This window comes from Leptospira borgpetersenii serovar Javanica (assembly GCF_003046425.1).
Classification (GTDB): Bacteria; Spirochaetota; Leptospiria; order Leptospirales; family Leptospiraceae; genus Leptospira; species Leptospira borgpetersenii.
Map to the genome: position 1 here is coordinate 185388 of NZ_QAJG01000002.1, position 17113 is coordinate 202500.

A 17113-nucleotide genomic window follows, 5' to 3' on the forward strand; every position below is an offset into this window, starting at 1 on the left:
ATACGTTAGACGCAACTTGAATCCGTATAAAAAATAGAAATAAATCGCCCTGTGTCCAAAACGTTACACGGTAAATACCGTCTCGATGAGCCTACATTTAAAAAAAAATTGTTGGGTTCTAAGATTTTATATTGGTCACTCATATTAAGTTATATAGCAACGATCCAACCCATGGCTCCGTTCCTCGCCATCTCCGTTTGGTGTGGATGAAACATATATCTCCCCCTTTTGGGAAGCGTAAATTCAAGGATCACTCGTTCCGTTTGCCCGAGAGTCACAACATCCGTATGATCGTCCGGAATTAATCTTGTTCCGGTCCGAAATACATCGAAAGTTTGAGCGTGTAAGTGAAAAGATGCAACAGGTTCGTATTCGCACATGTTCGCGATATAAAGACGAACCTTTTGCCCAACCGGGACCTTGATCGGATATCGATCATAAAAACCTGCCATCCCGTTCCAACAGAAGATATCATTCCTTCCTTTGTCTTTAAAATCCCACCCAGAAAGAATCAACATAAACTCATGAGCAAACGGACGCCCCTCGGGAGGATCCACGATCAGACCTCCGTAAAGTCCTTTTGCCATGTGACTTGCAAGCGGGGGAACATGACAGTGATAAGGATGAAATCCGATCGGTCCTGCGGTAAGTTTATAAGTTTTTTCCCCGCCGGTTACGACCGGTCCCCAACCGTCTTCGTTAGGATCGTGGCTTCCATGAAAATGAATCGAATGAGAATGTTCAGAATCGTTTCTTAAAGTAATCTCCATCTTCTGTCCAAGTTTGGCTCGAATAATGGGTCCGGGAACAACTCCGTTAAAAGTCCAAGCCTCGACGACTGTGTTATGTGCAACCGTCAAAGGCGCTTCTACGATATTCAAATGTTGTTTTAAAATCGGATCGGAAGAAACTTTCAAATTTCTTAACTCCATCCGATTTAAGAAATCCGGATCAACTTGAAAAGGAGGATGCAACATACTCCCGTAAGAATTACTCCCAGGATTTCCCGGAATCGAGGTTTCCCGATTGGCCCCTACAATTCCAGGTCGAACTTTACAGAGCAAACTTCCATTTCCATCTTTTTCACCGACAGAACTGATCCCGGCTCCAGCCGCTAAACCGGCCCCTCCGATCCCGATCCACTTAAGAAACTGCTTGCGATTCAATTTTTTTAGAATTTGGCGACCGATGTGATAAGAATGATCAGCGCCAAAAACCCCACTCCCCCGTAAACGAGAGTATTTTTCAACCAAGCAGGAACCTTAGACCCTCCCACAACGAGATACGCTCCAGCTCCTATAACCGGAACCAGAAGAATCACACCCGTCCATATCGAGCCGATCTTGGAATCCACATCCTCTCTTTTTACGAGATCCACAAGTGCCAAAGGCGCTAGAAGAGTATAGAGGATGAACGGAAAGTAGTACCCGTAAAAATTGAATAATAAAGCGAAAAAACCGGGTCCACCGACGACAGCTTGTTCCATATTTTTCTCCTATAAAAACTTACGAATATTCTAAAATTCTCAACCTATCGTTTTGGTTCCAATGCCGTTCATCAGAGAAATTCCAGTGTAAACCAAAAGTAGAAAGAACGCTATGATTCCTCCCAAAACCAAGGTCCTTTTAAACCAGTTCGGATATTTGCTCCCCCCTCCAAGAAGATAAATTCCGGAACTCAAAATCGGAATCAGAGTGATCGTCGCGATCCAGTACAACTTTTTATTTCGATCCAAATCCATTCTATCCTTAAGATCGAACAGAGACATGGAAGTCCAACAGATATAAATTGCAAACGGAAGTAAAAATCCCAACCAATGATAAAAAAACGAAAAAAGACTTCTCGGTTTTACCAGAGTGATCGCACCGGTTAATGGGGAAGGTTTTCTTGGGATCGATTTTAAAATTTTTTCAGTTTCTTCCGGAAGAGCAATTTTATCCAAATCCAGATTGAAATCTTCAAAAGCGGTTAACGCAGGTTTCACCGGAGCGGCGCTAGGCATATTCATTTGAGGACCCGGGATCGGTTGTTCCTTATAATTTCCGGAAGGGAAATTTCCGTCGGAAGCCTGTACCATCAATCCAAGAGCACCGAGCATCATGGAAAGATCTCCTCCCATTGGAAGTCTAAAAAAAGAATCGCAACCGTTCCACTTCTCCAAAAAAGCGGGAAGTTCGGTCCTGTATTCGTTTCCGGAAAAACAGTTTCCAGTGCTCATCGGTCCTACAAGAGCGATGTCTGCTCTTCCCGAATTGTAGACGATATTATCCCGAACTACGTTGTTATGCGAAATCCAAAAGTTTTCGTCCAGATTAGGAAGAATTACGATCCCATTGTTCTCATGATCGATTATTACGTTCTTACGCACGGTATTCGAAATTCCCCCCGCGATCAAAATACCGTTTCCAAAAGAAGGATACTCTAAAGCCGCAATCGGAGCCTTAGGGTTATTGTTATTATAGATTAAGTTCCCGATGATCGTAGTCTCTCTTTCAGGAGGAAGTAGTTCCCTATCAAGAGTGTTCGGCGCAACTCCCACGATATTATTTTTCCAAACGGAACTGATGAGATAAAGTTCACCGCCGGAATTCGTCCCGGAATAACCAAGAGCGTTGTGTTCGGAAACGACATCGTAAAGAATCACCTTACAGGGATAACACTGACCGATATAAATTCCGGAATCGGGAGAACCGGATGCGTAGGAATGTTCGATCACACCGTTTACCGAGTCGAACGCATAAATACCGTAGTCCCCATTATTATGTGCGGTTAAGTAAGAGCCTCTGAAACCCCTTACTCCGGTCCAATAAAAACCGTTCAACGTAGCGTTTCTAACGGTCATGTTCTCTATCACAACTCCGTCCGCCGCAACGACCATGATTCCGTTCCCTCTTTGAAACTGACCGTCAATGACGACCTTATTGCGATCCACACCGCGAATCGTAATGGAAGGTGTAGTAACGGTCACTTCTTCCAAATAAACACCCTCGCTAATCAAAATGAGATCACCCGGATTTGCAGCGTCTACGGCATTTTGAATCGTAGGATAGGAAGAAGGGACTTTGCGTGTAATTCCAGAAAATTGAGCGACATTTTTCCAGGATTTGCCGGATTTAGCGGCGGGATTGTAGAAAGCGTTTCCCACTACGACATCTCCAACCATTCCATTCTTACCGTCTGAAGTCGCGTGAAAAGAACAAAAATAAGGAAATACTCCTTCCTGAGGAAAGGTGACTTTTGTCTTGGAGCCGCGGGGCATTACGATACTTCCAAAGGATTTTTCCGTGGACCAACTTTTATCCACAGAGATCGCGTTATGCGGGTTGTTTCCGGAATTGACAAACTCAATGACTCCTCCGACTGGAATTTTCTGCATCGGCGGAGAAAAGGAATTATCGATCATCAACACGTGAGCGAAACCTTCGACCCCATCTTTCTTTTCCCCAAAACAAGCAGAAATAAAAATCCCGATTGAAATTCCAAACAGAAGCAAGATAAACACTTTTTTGATTTCGAAACCTGACTCTTTCATTTTTGATGAACTCCCCGGGCTCTTTGGAATTTTATTGTATACTGGATCGGAGGATTGTTCTGAATAGGATTACATATTTGCGACCGATCCAAAAGATTGTACGGTAAAAATAAATCTTCTCGATCTTAAACGGCTTTAAACCCTTACTTTTAGAAATAATGAGCATATGCCCACATATTCTAAAAAACTCAACATAAAAATAAGATGAGAATGACTTTTCCAAAGCCGAATTGGAACATTTATTATCTTACGATCAAAAAGATACGAACCTTCAAGAATCACATGAAACAACTAGGAGCTTTGTTTCCCCTTTGAAAGAATTCTTCAAACTTCCTTCTCCGAATTCCACACACCCAAACGCCTGGAAGAGAAACCTCATTCATGTTCTTTTAATTTTCGCTTCTTGTTTTGGTTTTTTAATCTATATCCCCAGCGTGTATTTAGCCTGGCAGCAAAAGCTCGGAGAAGTGGTTATTTTAGATACTCTTGCACTTCTTCTCGTATGGTTTCTTTTATTATTGCCTAACCGATTTTACAGACCTAAGTCTTATTTTTTCTTGTCCTTGGTTTTTACCATGGGCTGTTTACTTTACACAAAGATAGGATTGGGAGGTGCGGGAATTCTTTGGTTATTTTTAGTTCCGGTTTTTTGTGGAATTTTTTTAAGTCAGACTTTTGCGTTTTGGGGTTGGGCCGCCACGTCGATCTGCGTTTTTTCGGGTATTCTTTTCGCTCATTATCAAATCTGGGTCGAGTCGTCCGTAACTCCTTTTCAGATTTTTGTAATCGGTTCCAACTTCACTTTCTTATGCGGAATTCTTACGTTTTTGGTGATAACGATCTTAAAAAAACTCGGATATGGAATTAAAAAACAAAAAGAACTCATCCTTCTTCAAAAAAAGACGAATAAAAAACTTCAGAATGAGATCGCAATTCGCACGGCTGCCGAAGCAGAACTTGCGAAATCTTTGAACGAGAAGGAAACTCTATTTCGAGAAATTCAGCATAGGATGAAAAATAATATCGGGTTGATTCTTGGAATGATAAACTTAGAACAAGAAAAGACAAAGTCAGAATCGGCTAAAAAAGCGATCGAATCCGCGATGAATCGGATTCGGGCGATGGGAATCGTTCAGGATTATTTATTTCTGAAAAATTCCTACAAATTCATCTATGCAAAGGACTATATCAATTCTTTAGTGCATCATCTTCTTCTCTCTTACGGTCCGAACGACGGAAGTATTCAATTGGATTGTAATGTAGAAGAGATCTTCCTTCCCATCGAAAAGGCGATTCCCTGCGGACTTATCATAAACGAAATATTTTCCAATTCCTTCAAACATGCATTTCCGGAAAATCGAGAAGGTAAAATTACGATCTTGTTTCGAAAATCCGATTCGGGATATTTAATCTTAGAGGTCGGAGATAACGGTGTCGGTAACAAATCCGAGACAAAAGAATCTCCAAACAACGATTCTCTCGGAATGAACCTCATCGAAGCGCTTTGTTTTCAACTACGAGGAGAATTGGAAATAAAAAGAGAAAACGGACTTATAGTTCGAGTTAGATTCTTTCTATAAATTAATATTTTTTGAATATTCTAAAAAAATAGCTCACATAAATCGGCCTAGTGAGAATTGTGCTCTTTCGAACCGAAGTTGCATTCCATTGGATAAAAATCTCCGAATCTACCAACCGCAAAGCCTCATGTGTTTATAATTCATTTTATACGGATATTCCCCCTAGTAAAACAAAACGTATATCCTTTCAATGGACTCCTTAAAATTCCGATATCGATCTACTTGTTCAAACAGTCAAAACGCTGAAAAATCAGGGTTATTCCGGAAAGGTTTCAAAACAAAGCGTCCTTTCCTTTAGAAAAGAATGAAATTGTTTATGAGAGACGCAGTCCTCTTCCGTGCTGACAAAGTAGTCGTACCCGCCGCCGGCCATCTTAATTCTGCAACATCCTTGAGCAGTCGGTTTGGAAGAAATAGCCGGGCTTTTTTCCGACTTTTCCGATTCCTTTGAAAACAAAGTTCCACAAAAAGTAAGAATGATCAACAACGTCATCCATCTTTTAAAATCCGATTTTCTTTTCATTGTAGAATCACCATAAAATCAAAGTGTAATGATTTCAAATCTTCTTTTTTAAAATTCCATCCTTAGAATAGGAAAGATTTCGGGCCAAACGGATTTCTTATTTCTCTACAAACCCGGGCATAATAACGTTGATTTAGTTTTACGCTCCAAAATTAAAGCGCGATTTAGATATCGTCAAAGGGAAAGATAGAAATGATAGAATCCGATCCCATTGGAATGAAATTTCTATACGAGAAAATCGACTAACGGATCTAAGTTTCGTTTTTATTTCATTAGAGTTGTTGAAAAATTCCATGATTCGGATTAACAAAACCGCTTCAAACATCCATTTCAACGAAGCAGAAACGGACAGAGAATTAATTTTTCAACAACTCTATTTTAAAGTTTAAAATTCGCCGAAAAACCCGAATAAAATCCACAAAGCGTTCGGTTTTAAGACAAACGATCCGCTTAACGTCCGGTTTATCACTTGTTCACGAAATTCCGGGGAATATTTTCTTCTTCCTTTCATTCTCACCTTTTACCTCTATTCTTCGCTTAAAAGGTGTCCACTTTTTCGTCACTAGGTCAGAAATAAATTGCAATTCTCATTTTTTTACTAATACTGAAGCATTAATTTAAATTCTCAGGAACCTTATTTTTATGAAATTTTTTGCCCATTCCCTACAAAACTCAGCGTGGTCTAAAATTCTTTTTTTATTTTTTATTCTTCTATCACCTAGTTGGATTTTTGCGGAAACGATTCTTTTCAAATCAGGAGAACGGGCTTATGCGACCGTGATCGATCAAGACGCAGAAACGGTAACCATCATTCGGGACGGGAAAAGGGGAAAATTAGGGAAATCTAAAATTCTTAAGATCATTTTTAAGGAAATTAAAGACGAGCAGGAAATCGCAAAAATCATCGAAACGGAAAAAAAGAAACTGAACAAAGAGGGCAAAAAAAGCGATAAGGAAGAACAACTCGATACCATTTATCTCGAACAGATGATTAAAGAGAATAGTTATAAAATTGTTCAGAAACGTCTGTTGTTATTGGAAAAATACCTGGAAGAAAGAGACGGAGATTGGGAAAATTATATTACGGCGAAAAGAAATCCGTGGGAACCCGTTTGGAAATCCGCGATTCTTCCCGGTTGGGGTCACAACGCGATGAAACAAAGTGGATGGGGCACAACGTATTCCACTTTGTTTTTCGTTTCTCTCCTTTCCTACTTCGGGTTGGACGCGGCCGAAAAAGATAGGACGAAAGCTTACGATAAGAAAATCGAAAAGATCATAGAACAACAATTTACGACCGATTTTCTCCTCAGTTCCAACTCTTTCTTGACTTCCGCTTCTAGTCCGAACTTAAATTTGATCTTTCAACTCAACACTGTCAAAAACTCTAATTCATTGAACTCGATCCGCTCAGACGAGGGCGATTATAAAAACGCAAAACATACGGCCGCCGCAGTCACAATCGGAATCTATCTCATTCAACTAACACACGCTTATTTTACCGGAAAAACTTGGGCACAAAACAATCTAATTCAAACTCCTACGGGTGAAACCGTTTCAGAAGGTTTTGGAATTCGAGGAAATCCTTTGGTTTCCAAGGAAATTACAGGCGGAATGAAAAGTATCGATATCGGCGGTCAAATCCTTTATACACTTTCTTACTAGGATTTTTTAGAGAAACTCACCCGCGCATTTTCCAAGGATCGTTCGGGTGGTTTTCGGAGAAAAAGCGCTTCTGAATTTCATGATTTTCGTATATTCAACAAATAGGATCCGTTTTCCTTTCTCCGAAACGGGCTTCGATCGATCCATTGGGGATGATTCTTTTTTTAAATTGCGGATTTACTATGGATCGATCCCGTTTTGATGGGATCGTAATATTCCGTTCCTCAATTTGTGAGGTCGACTATAGGAACCCGTTTTTTGAAAGATGAAAATCCCAAAAAAAAGATTTACGGATAAAGTTCCATTGTTTCGAAAGAATCACAAACTCAAAACTTAGGAACGGAATAACCTTTCGACATCAACCATTCCGGATTAAAAATTCGAGACTGGTATCTAGCTCCGGAATCGCATAGTACAGTAACAATAGTATGACCCGGTCCGAGTTCTTTGGCGAGTTGTACCGCTGCGGCCACGTTGATTCCGGACGAACCTCCTAAAAAAAGCCCATCCTTATAAAGAAGTTGATAAACGACTTTCAGACATTCTTCATCCGTGATTCGAACCGCATCGTCCATAGGTGCCCCTTTCATGTTTTCGGTAATCCTTCCGTTTCCGATTCCTTCGGTAAAGGAACTACCTTCCGCAAAAACCTCACCCTTTTTTACAAAATTATAAATTCCCGATCCGTACGGGTCGGCGACCACGGTTTTGATCTTGGAATCTTTTTCCTTTAAAAATAAGGAAACTCCTGCGTAAGTCCCTCCGGTTCCGAGAGAAGTGATCCACGCATCTAACCGTCCTTCCGTCTGTTTCCAAATTTCCGGACCTGTGGTTTTATAATGCGCTTCTCGATTAGCAAGGTTATCGAATTGATTGGCCCAAACAGCGTTACCCATCTCTTGAGCGATTCTGCCCGAAACCTTTACGTAGTTATTTGGATCCTTATAAGGAACGGCGGGAACAGTTTTCACTTCCGCACCCAAGGTCCGTAAGAGATCGATTTTCTCCCTAGACTGCGTATCTGGAATGATAATTAACGTTTTATAACCCTTCGAGTTACAAATATGAGTAAGCCCGATTCCCGTATTTCCTGCGGTTCCCTCCACCACCGTTCCACCGGCTTTCAAAAACCCTTTTCTTTCAGAATCTTCCACGATAAAAAGAGCTGCCCGATCCTTAACGGAACCTCCCGGATTTAAAAACTCCGCTTTCCCATAGATGTTACAACCGGTTTCCTCGCTGAAACTACGGAGCAAAATAAGCGGTGTATTTCCTACCGCATCGGAAAAACCTTTTTTAACATTCATAACATTTACTTCTCATCCCGTAAATTTTATACTATCAAGTTTTAGAATGTAAGAGTTCAAAAAATGGACAGCCTTGTCCTCGCAAACAAAAACCGGATTAGACAAAACGAATTGACCGTCACAAGTTCTAAATCAAATAGATTATCACTTACAAGTAAAACTCATCACTTCTGTACTTTGTAAGTGATAACGAAAACGTTTGCCTTCGATAAGAATCCGACCTTAAAGTCTATCCCTAAACTTTAAGAATGTGGGAATTCCTACAAGAATTGAATAACAATAGAGTTGTTGAAAAATTCAATTGCCGGGATCAATAAAACTGCTTCAATCGTTATTTCAGTGAAACAAAAACAAATGGAGAATTAATTTTTCAAAAACTCTAATAAAAACTCAAGCCGTCTCGCTTCTATTGCGCTCGACGGATTTTGGGACAAATTTTAAAATGAAATAAAATACTCCGCATCATCCCGCGGAGCATTCTTGGAACGGTTTCCGATTCAAACTCGGATTCTGACTTTTAAGCGATGGTAACGTCTTTGGAAAGATAAACGTCTTGAATCGAGTTTAGAAGAGCAACTCCGTCTTTCATTGATTTTTGGAACGCTTTTCTTCCTGAAATGAGTCCCATTCCACCCGCTCTTTTATTTATGACCGCCGCTTTTACCGCGTCGGAGAGGTCATTTTCACCGGAAGCACCGCCGGAATTGATAAGACCTACTTTCCCCATATAGCAGTTTGCTACTTGGTATCTTGCCATATCAATCGGGTTGTCAGCGGTTAACTGAGTGTACATTCTATCGTCTTTTTTACCAAATTTCAAATCCTTAAAACCACCCGCAAAAACTTCGGGAAGCTTTTGTTTTACAATATCCGCTTGGATCGTTGCACCCAAGTGATTGGCTTGTCCGGTAAGATCAGTAGCAAGGTGATAATCGATTTTATCCGGCTTGAACGAATCGTTTCTCAAATAAGCCCAAAGAATGGTGACAAGTCCAAGCTCGTGTGCTCTGTGAAATGCCTCGGAAATTTCTTGAATTTGACGGGAAGATTCTTCCGACCCGAAATAGATCGTGGCTCCGACCGCAACCGCTCCCATATCAAACGCCTGCTCCACATTTGCGAACAAAATCTGGTCGAACTTGTTCGGATACGAAAGAAGCTCGTTGTGGTTGATTTTTACGATAAACGGGATCTTATGTGCGTATTTTCTAGAAACGAGACCTAAAACACCGAGAGTGGAAGCGACCGCGTTGCAACCTCCTTCGATCGCTAGCTTTACGATATTTTCCGGATCGAAATAAGCCGGATTTTTCGCAAAAGAAGCTCCTGCACTGTGTTCAATTCCTTGGTCCACGGGGAGAATAGAAGTATAACCGGTTCCTGCGAGTCTTCCCGTATTCAGAATCGTTTGGTAGTTTCTGAGAACGCTGTTGTTTCGGTCGCTTTGGGAAAGAACTTCGCCAACGTAATTGGCTCCGGGAAGGCTTAAAGATTCTTTTGGAATCGTTTTACAAATATGGTTTAAAAGAGAACCCGCTTCTGCACCCAGGGCGGCTTTGATTTTATCAATCATTCCTAAGTTCCTTGCTCGATTTGAATGTTGAATACAGGTTTTTTCACTCCACCTGGTTTTTCCATCATTTTTGGTTGTCTTTAAAGACAACCCATGCAGGTTTCCCAGGATCGAAATTTGATCGCCCTTCTAACGAGAAAGAACAAGGTCAGGTTTGATACTTGCTTTGTTACGTTTAATGGACACGTTTTTAGGTAGTATTTTCTTCAAATTCAACTTACGAGTCGAATTTTGGATTTAGAGTCCGTCTCGAAATCCTGTCGCTGGACCCATAGGGAGCAGCCCTGGCGGCTTGAGTTTAACAAAAATGTTGGAACTATTACAATTTTAAACGACAGGAAAAAGCCGCCAATATGATGCAATCCGTAGGAACTCCCACATTCAAAAGACTGATGACAGTCTCGCGGCAATGCCGCTCCCGCAGAAGACAGCTTTTAAGACAGGCTCTTACTTTAAACGGGGATTTGAATGATAAAATCCCAGCCTGAATCCGATTTTTTGAGGAGAAGTTGTCCTCGGTTGGCTTGTAGAATTCCGTAACAAACCGAAAGACCCATTCCGATCCGAGCGTCGTTTGAGCGAAAATTTTCAAAGGGTTCAAATCTACTTTCTTCGTTTAGATTTAGGTTCAATTTCCCTGAAATCAAAATTTTCAGATAAGAAGTATCTCCATAATCCAAAACTGCCTTTAAGTGAATCAAAGTTTCCTTTTGATTTTCAGAATAATAATAAAGAATGTTATAAAGAACTTCTCGGATTTGATTCGGACGGATGAAAACTTCCAAGTCTTCCGGAATTTGTTTCTCCAATCGAATTTCTTGCGACTTCAACATTTCAGAGATCATATCTTCCACGGAATCTATAAGTTGTTTTATGTTGGTTCGTATCGGTTGTTCCGGATCTTTTTTGGAAAACAAGATCAGATTACGGATGATGGATGCGATTCTTTCTCCCTGTTCTATAATGAGACGCGCATAATTTTTCGTGTCGGCGTCTCCTCCTTTGTGATTTCGAATGATATGTCCGTAATTGATGATCCCCATCAAAGGATTGTTGATCTCGTGCGCAAGGCCGGCCGCAAGTTTTTGAATCGAATCCAATCTTCTTTCGGATTGAATCACCTTTTCCATTTCTGATTTCTCTTTTTCGGATACCGAAAGGGAAATCAGTTCGGAAAGCATAATGATGGAACCTACGACATTTCCATCTTCATCTCTGACAGGGGAAACACGGAACGCAACTTGAATGCGGCTTCCGTCTTTACGAGTTAGCAAAGACGGGATATATTTCAGGTGATCGGAGTTGACACTTCCGATTCGAGTTCGAATGTTCTCGCCGTTGTCCGTAGAAAGTCTTAGGACCCTCTCTCCATCTTTTCCCTGAACTTCGGAAAGAATCCAACCCGTGAGATACTCCGCAGTCCGGTTCATAAATAAAATTTTTCCTTCCCGATCCAGAGAAATTGCGCTCTCTCCGATATTTTGGATAACGTCCTTAAATTCCTTTCCTTCTTCCTGCGCCTTTCCAAATCTCCTTTGCTGTTTGAGTGCGATCTCGATCGAATTCTTCAGGGAAGCGGGTTGAAACGGTTTTGAGATATACCCGAACAAGGATGCTTTACTTACGGCACGATTGAAAGTTTCCTCATCCGCAAATGCGGTCATAAAGATTACGGGAACATCCATTTTACTTTGGATTTTTTCCGCAGCTTGAATTCCATCCAGTTCTCCCTCGATCCGAATATCCATGAGGATCAAATCCGGTTTTGTCCGCTCCGCAAATTCCAATGCCTCTTCCGCCGTTCTTGCAATTCCGGCAACCTGATACCCTAACTTTTGAAGGGTAACTTGAAGATTAAAAGCGATCAGCCATTCGTCATCTACGATCAAGATGGAAGTAAAAGAAGGATTGATGTCGGATGAGTTCATTCTTCGCTGTGCAACCTTGGAAAAAAGTATATCCTACTCACATCGAATTTTTTTTTCAATCTCAATCCGATAATTCTATCCTGAACGAAGTTTGAATTCAAAAGATATTCATTCACTTCGCCGAAAAATTCTTGAACCTTATACAAAAACCCTTAGTATAATAACCAGCATTCAAACTCAATGAAATGTTTCCCGGAATGTGTAGATGACTGAAAATGATGAAGTATAGCTTATGCTTTGCCTCGTGGATTTCTGTCGTACATGTTCACGACAAGGGCGAATATCCTGGACATTCTAAGAACTTGAATTACATTGTGTCATATCTCTTTAAGGAACACGTCAGTAAATCGTGAAATAACAATCAAAACGGAGGCGGTAATGTACATAAAACAGATCCTGGCAAAAAAAGATCGAAAACTTCTGTCGGTGGAACCGGAAACCTCGGTGATGGATGCGGTCAAATTTATGACCAAATACGATATCGGATCGGTGATAATCCTAACGGAAGGAAAGCTCAAAGGAATTTTTACGGAGAGGGACGTCCTTCATCTTTCAGCCGAGCTGGGATTGGACTTCTTTAAAAAATCGGTTTCGGAAGTGATGTCCACATCCCTCACTACAATGACTCCGGAAGACGACGTGGATGAGCTACTTTCCATCATGCTCAAAAAAAGGATTCGTCACATGCCTATTTTAGAAGACGGATTTTTGGTCGGAATCGTCTCGATAGGAGATGCAGTCAAAGCGAAGATTGAAAAAACAGAGGAAGAAAACAAAAACCTCAAACAATACATGTACAGCGAGAACGGATTCATTTAGAGCCAATGATCAAAAACTATATCTCTTCCAAACGATTATCGATCATCAAAGTTGAAAACATTAAAAAATTCTAAATAATCGATATCTCAATATTTCTCGATCAAACTGCATCTCTTACCAAAGTATACAAATTCTATGTTTCAAGATATTGAAACGATCTCAAAAACATTTCGCCTGCTTTCAAAAAACTATTATATAACGTCGAAAACTATTTTCGAGGTTATATAATAGTAACTAGTCATTAGAAGATAGGATGATCTTCCGGAATATCAGGCTAAGGCCCTGATTTTATACGATTCTACAAATTTTTTCCTTTTTTCCGATTGCAAGAAACAAGACCCAAGTCAAATTAGAAACAGGTCGATGAACCGAATCAAATCCGTTTCATCTTGGATTTACTAAACTCTATATAATAGAACGCCCGGAATTCTGTGTATAAGGTTCGGTCCCTGCCACTGCTCTCTAAGGATGGCTTCCGCAGGATTTGGGATGCGCGCTGTAAAGCGTAATCTCGTCATGTAGGGATTCAAAAAGAAAATCCGACCTGGAACAAATCGTAAACGTTATGAAACTGATTCTTTTTATTCTGATGACTTATCTGGTTTATCGTTTTCTTTCCCGTTTTTTTACGGCCCCTACCGAACGCCCCAATACACATTGGAAAACTTTTTATAAAAACGTCTCTCCGACTCCAAGAGAAAAAGACATTTCGAGTCAGGCTCGAGTAATTGATTCTAGCTCTTTGGGAGAAAAATGAAAACGGCTTCCGTGTCCCAAAAAACTATTATCCTTTTTAGAGTTTTTCTCTTTTCTTTGACTTTCTACCTGACATCAACTTGTTTTAAACCTACCGGAGAATTCGGTTGGGCATTACTTGATGAGGAGAAGCTCAACATTCTTGAAAAGAAAATTATGACCGTCGGAGAATATACGATCACAAGGGAAAATTTGATTTTCCCGGACGACAAATCCATTTATTATATCTATCGATTCTCCAGATCCGTTTCAGAAACCGCGGTGACTTATGTGAGTTTAAGTCGCTTTCAACTCGGATACAATGAGATGGACGTTCTTCGAAAAAGACCAAACCCGATTTCCAAAACGATCGAAGGTTCTTTTCAAGGACTTACCCCCGGAAAGTATCTTCTCAAAATCGCCTACGAAGGAGACGTGATTGACGAGGTTGAATTTTTGGTTCGTTCCACGCAAACACCTTATATTGAAGACATTCCCTCTCCATCGGACAATGACATCGAAAAAGCGATGAAGTAAAAACAAATCCGCAAATATCACAATCCGTATTTCGATTTGTTGCCTTAAAAAAACGTGAGTTCGGCGTAAGAATCCATGATTCATTTTTCTGAAAAGAGCTGGGATCTGAACTTTGTAAATCTATTCTAAAATGTGGGAACTACAACGAGAACGTTATTCGTCCATTCGTCGTTGGTAGAAAAAACTGGCTTTTCTCCGGTTGTCCGAAAGGAGCTTCTGCGAGTGCCGGGTTTTATTCGTTGATTCAAAGTGCGAAGCTCGCAGGTTTCGATCCTTATATTTATTTACGCGATTTATTCAAATCTTGGGAGAGAGAACCAAGGAAGCTTTCCCAAAGGATCTTCATCAACTTGCGGCGACATCTGTTTAATTGAGCGCTTACACTACCACAAGTCACGATTTTACAAACAAATTCTGAAATTGTTAGGAATTTCTACTTTTAGAAAATTCTTTCTCATTTTCAACCGCCGAACTCACGTTAAACCTACAAGAAAAGAGCAGTATTCTCGATTCAAGTTGAAGGTTTTACGGGCAGATTTATTTCAAAACGGTTCTCTTTTGATTCCGTCTTCCAAGATTTTATTGATTCGATCTATGTTCATCAATGAAAGATTGATCTCGATCGGATTCCCGATCTTCACAATGTCTTCATGGATTTTTTTCGCGGAAAGAAAATCTTTTTCTTCTTCGAGGAGAATCGATAACCTTTTCATCGCCAAAGTCACAGGTGTGGAATTCAATTTGGTTCGAACGACTCCGAGACGACTCGTAGATTCCTGAAAATCCAAGTCCTTCAGACGATACTGGGCCATGATCGAATCGTCCGTTTTCTCCAAAAGGTTTCTTTTGATCGCAAGCGTTTCTTTTTTTAAAATTGCGTTTTTGCTTTCCTCAACTTTATAAATTTCCTTTAAACGTTCGTATGAACGGATCGCTGCTTTTAAAGCGCCTTTCTCTTCCTGGCGTTTTCTACGATACGAGTACAGTTTTGAAATTCCGAATTCCGCCAGAAATTCCTGACGATGAAATTCACAAACTTCCGCAAAAGGAAGATTCTCAGTTTCCGGATTTAGATGATTTTTGAGCCAGACTCCATAATAAAGAGCGGCCCGTTCCAAATCACCGGTTCTATTTTCAAAAAAAGAACCGAGTTCGTATGCAAACGAGCTTTTCTTTTTGGGATCGGTTTCCGCTTTGTAATACAGTTCGTAAAAGGAAGAAGCCAAAACGTTCTGCTTTAATTCGGTATAAAGAGAAGCAATCGCAAAATAGATTTCCGCAAGCTTGTTTTCTTCGGTTCGTTCTACAAGAGCAAGTTCCAGATATTTTTTATAAAAATCGACCGCTTTTGCCTTTTTCCCCGAAGCCTTGAGTTCTTTCGCAAGATCTAAAACAGGCTCCTTCATAGTAGGGTCGAGTCTGGTCGCAAGTTCCCAAAGAGCTGCGGTTGCATAAAAGTCCGTGTTCCGCTTGTAATCGAATAAAACGAAAATCCCGGTCCCCGCTGCACCAAATTGATTTACTACCTTCAGCCTCTCTTTATTTTCACTTTCAGCTTGTTTTACAAGCCCCGCTAAATAATAAACGACATCTGCATCTTCCCTGGACTTTTTCCTTCGAAAGTTCTCGTAAAAACCGGACTCGTTATATTCTTTTTCCTTATTTTTGAGATCTCTTTCGGACTGCGCGATTTTTTCCTTAAAGGCGGGAAGTTCGCTTGCGGCTAACGTTCTTTCGAAAGTTTTTCCGTTTGGATCTCGTTCCGTGATTTTTGTTTCCTTACCTCGCATCAAATTGGCTTCGAAAAGATGAAAAAAGTCCTTAGAATCTTTAAGATCCTTTTTGGACTTCTCCAAATTTTCTAGGGACCTGCTATGGGAAAGAGCCGCTTGTTTTTCAACAGGATCGAAAATTTCAGCCAGCCTTCTTTCATCTAAGAATTCCTTTTCGGTATGGCTAAAGTCCCTATAACGAATCGCAGCAAGCGCGGATTCGATCGCCTTTGCGTTCTGCTTCTTCTTTTCATATTCTTTCGAAAGAAGCATATGAAGTTCGAATAAAATCGGAGAATCCCTCATCATTTTGGAAGGGGTGAGTTTGGCAAACATGCCGAGAATTAAAAGACGGATCGTATTTCGGTTCGTCTTCTCGTCGAAGATTTTTCCGAGACGTTTTTCCTCTTCTATCCTTCTCGAATCGACAAACTGAGAATAATATTGATCGAGTACTTTTTGAATTTCAGAAATCGCATCCCGAGAAGGGTCTTGAATTGTCCGACGAAGATTGTTGAGGTCTTGCTCCGTAATCCTTACAGAAGGAGGATCGTATAAGTTTTTGGAATCATAGCGCCGATCTTGTTCATCCGGATAAACGGAAAATGTCCCCAAAAATCCAAAACAGATCAGAAGAAAAACCGTTATTTTTTGAAAAGTTTGAACGTTTAAAAAATCGAAACGGCTTAGAAAATTTCTCTTTTCATCCGGCATTGCTTCCCAATTCGGCCAGTTCTTCCGCTCCCAAAATCTTTTCCACATCTATGATGATGATAAATCGATCGTCCTTTTTCCCGACTCCGGTAATGTATCTTCCAGAGATTCCTTTGACGGAAGGTGGAGGAGAATTGATGGATTCAGGCGGAAACAAAACGACATTAGCGACCTTATCCACTATGATTCCGACAGACTGACCGTTGACCTTCACCACGATCGCTCGGTCGTATGCAATTTCATCTACTCTTGGAATGTTAAGTTTAACGGCAAGATCCACCATCTTCACCACTTTACCTCGGATGTCCATGATCCCCGCGAAATAATCTTTCGCTTTGGGAATTCGGATTAAATTGCTGATCTTAATAATCTCATCTACCAAGGAAATCGGAATTGCATATTCCTCATCTCCCAAACTGAAAAGAATG

14 protein-coding genes and 2 pseudogenes (1 of these 16 running past the window's edge) are annotated in these 17113 nt (G+C 40.6%); 6 read left to right on the forward strand and 10 right to left on the reverse strand.

Features of this window, described 5'->3' with window-relative positions; all coding sequences use genetic code 11:
• Positions 1-149 precede the first annotated feature (149 nt).
• From CLV95_RS02505 to CLV95_RS02515, 3 genes are read right to left on the reverse strand one after another with little or no spacing between them, the layout of a single operon-like run.
• A complete protein-coding gene (locus CLV95_RS02505) occupies positions 150-1166 on the reverse strand; it encodes a multicopper oxidase domain-containing protein (RefSeq protein ID WP_002725880.1) in 1017 nt (338 codons plus the stop codon).
• 5 nt (positions 1167-1171) lie between these two features.
• The gene (locus tag CLV95_RS02510; RefSeq protein WP_002734573.1) at positions 1172-1486 is read right to left on the reverse strand and encodes a PLDc N-terminal domain-containing protein; all 315 of its coding nucleotides are present in this window, start codon (positions 1484-1486) and stop codon (positions 1172-1174) included.
• 39 nt (positions 1487-1525) lie between these two features.
• On the reverse strand, positions 1526-3532 hold the full coding sequence (locus CLV95_RS02515; protein WP_002734358.1) for a right-handed parallel beta-helix repeat-containing protein: 2007 nt from the start codon (positions 3530-3532) through the stop codon (positions 1526-1528).
• A gap of 311 nt (positions 3533-3843) precedes the next feature.
• Here CLV95_RS02515 and CLV95_RS02520 point away from each other — a divergent pair, with 311 nt between their 5' ends.
• The gene (locus CLV95_RS02520) at positions 3844-5112 is read left to right on the forward strand and encodes a sensor histidine kinase (RefSeq protein ID WP_002734465.1); all 1269 of its coding nucleotides are present in this window, start codon (positions 3844-3846) and stop codon (positions 5110-5112) included.
• 256 nt (positions 5113-5368) lie between these two features.
• Here the strand turns inward: CLV95_RS02520 and CLV95_RS02525 are convergent, their stop codons facing one another.
• Complete coding sequence (locus CLV95_RS02525; RefSeq protein WP_011669909.1) at positions 5369-5635, reverse strand: LIC_11321 family protein; 267 nt, start codon at positions 5633-5635, stop codon at positions 5369-5371.
• 430 nt (positions 5636-6065) lie between these two features.
• Positions 6066-6146, reverse strand: a pseudogene (locus tag CLV95_RS20225) (transposase); the annotation flags it as partial.
• 131 nt (positions 6147-6277) lie between these two features.
• On the opposite strand from CLV95_RS20225, the gene CLV95_RS02540 reads away from it, so the two are divergent.
• The gene (locus tag CLV95_RS02540) at positions 6278-7300 is read left to right on the forward strand and encodes an LA_0442/LA_0875 N-terminal domain-containing protein (protein WP_002734481.1); all 1023 of its coding nucleotides are present in this window, start codon (positions 6278-6280) and stop codon (positions 7298-7300) included.
• Between the two features lie 326 nt (positions 7301-7626).
• On the opposite strand, the gene CLV95_RS02545 is transcribed toward CLV95_RS02540, so the two are convergent.
• The 3 genes from CLV95_RS02545 to CLV95_RS02560 form a co-directional block, all read right to left on the reverse strand.
• Positions 7627-8607 carry a cysteine synthase A gene (locus CLV95_RS02545; protein WP_002724581.1) on the reverse strand — a complete coding sequence of 327 codons (981 nt, stop codon included), beginning with the start codon at positions 8605-8607 and terminating at the stop codon, positions 7627-7629.
• Between the two features lie 517 nt (positions 8608-9124).
• Positions 9125-10180 (reverse strand): class I fructose-bisphosphate aldolase, encoded by a 1056-nt coding sequence (locus CLV95_RS02550; protein ID WP_002734353.1) that lies wholly within the window; start codon positions 10178-10180, stop codon positions 9125-9127.
• A gap of 452 nt (positions 10181-10632) precedes the next feature.
• The gene (locus CLV95_RS02560; protein ID WP_002724538.1) at positions 10633-12108 is read right to left on the reverse strand and encodes an ATP-binding response regulator; all 1476 of its coding nucleotides are present in this window, start codon (positions 12106-12108) and stop codon (positions 10633-10635) included.
• A 378-nt stretch (positions 12109-12486) separates the two neighbouring features.
• On the opposite strand from CLV95_RS02560, the gene CLV95_RS02565 reads away from it, so the two are divergent.
• From CLV95_RS02565 to CLV95_RS02580, 4 genes and pseudogenes are all read left to right on the forward strand, one after another.
• On the forward strand, positions 12487-12927 hold the full coding sequence (locus CLV95_RS02565) for a CBS domain-containing protein (protein ID WP_002734399.1): 441 nt from the start codon (positions 12487-12489) through the stop codon (positions 12925-12927).
• 565 nt (positions 12928-13492) lie between these two features.
• Positions 13493-13684: a hypothetical protein gene (locus tag CLV95_RS02570; protein WP_002724547.1), complete on the forward strand. Its 192-nt coding sequence runs from the start codon at positions 13493-13495 to the stop codon at positions 13682-13684.
• A complete protein-coding gene (locus CLV95_RS02575; protein ID WP_002734539.1) occupies positions 13681-14199 on the forward strand; it encodes an LIC_12238 family plasminogen-binding lipoprotein in 519 nt (172 codons plus the stop codon). Before CLV95_RS02570 ends, CLV95_RS02575 begins: the two co-directional genes overlap by 4 nt.
• A gap of 137 nt (positions 14200-14336) precedes the next feature.
• Positions 14337-14573: pseudogene (locus CLV95_RS02580) on the forward strand (IS66 family transposase); the annotation flags it as partial.
• 168 nt (positions 14574-14741) lie between these two features.
• Here CLV95_RS02580 and CLV95_RS02585 read toward each other — a convergent pair.
• Together CLV95_RS02585 and CLV95_RS02590 are read right to left on the reverse strand one after the other, a co-directional pair.
• On the reverse strand, positions 14742-16685 hold the full coding sequence (locus tag CLV95_RS02585) for a TOPAZ1 domain-containing protein (protein WP_002734453.1): 1944 nt from the start codon (positions 16683-16685) through the stop codon (positions 14742-14744).
• Positions 16675-17113: the 3' portion of a chemotaxis protein CheW gene (locus CLV95_RS02590; RefSeq protein ID WP_002734529.1), read on the reverse strand. 26 nt of this gene lie beyond the right edge of the window; 439 of the gene's 465 nt are visible here — the last part of the coding sequence; its start codon lies off the right edge, out of view; its stop codon occupies positions 16675-16677. Before CLV95_RS02590 ends, CLV95_RS02585 begins: the two co-directional genes overlap by 11 nt.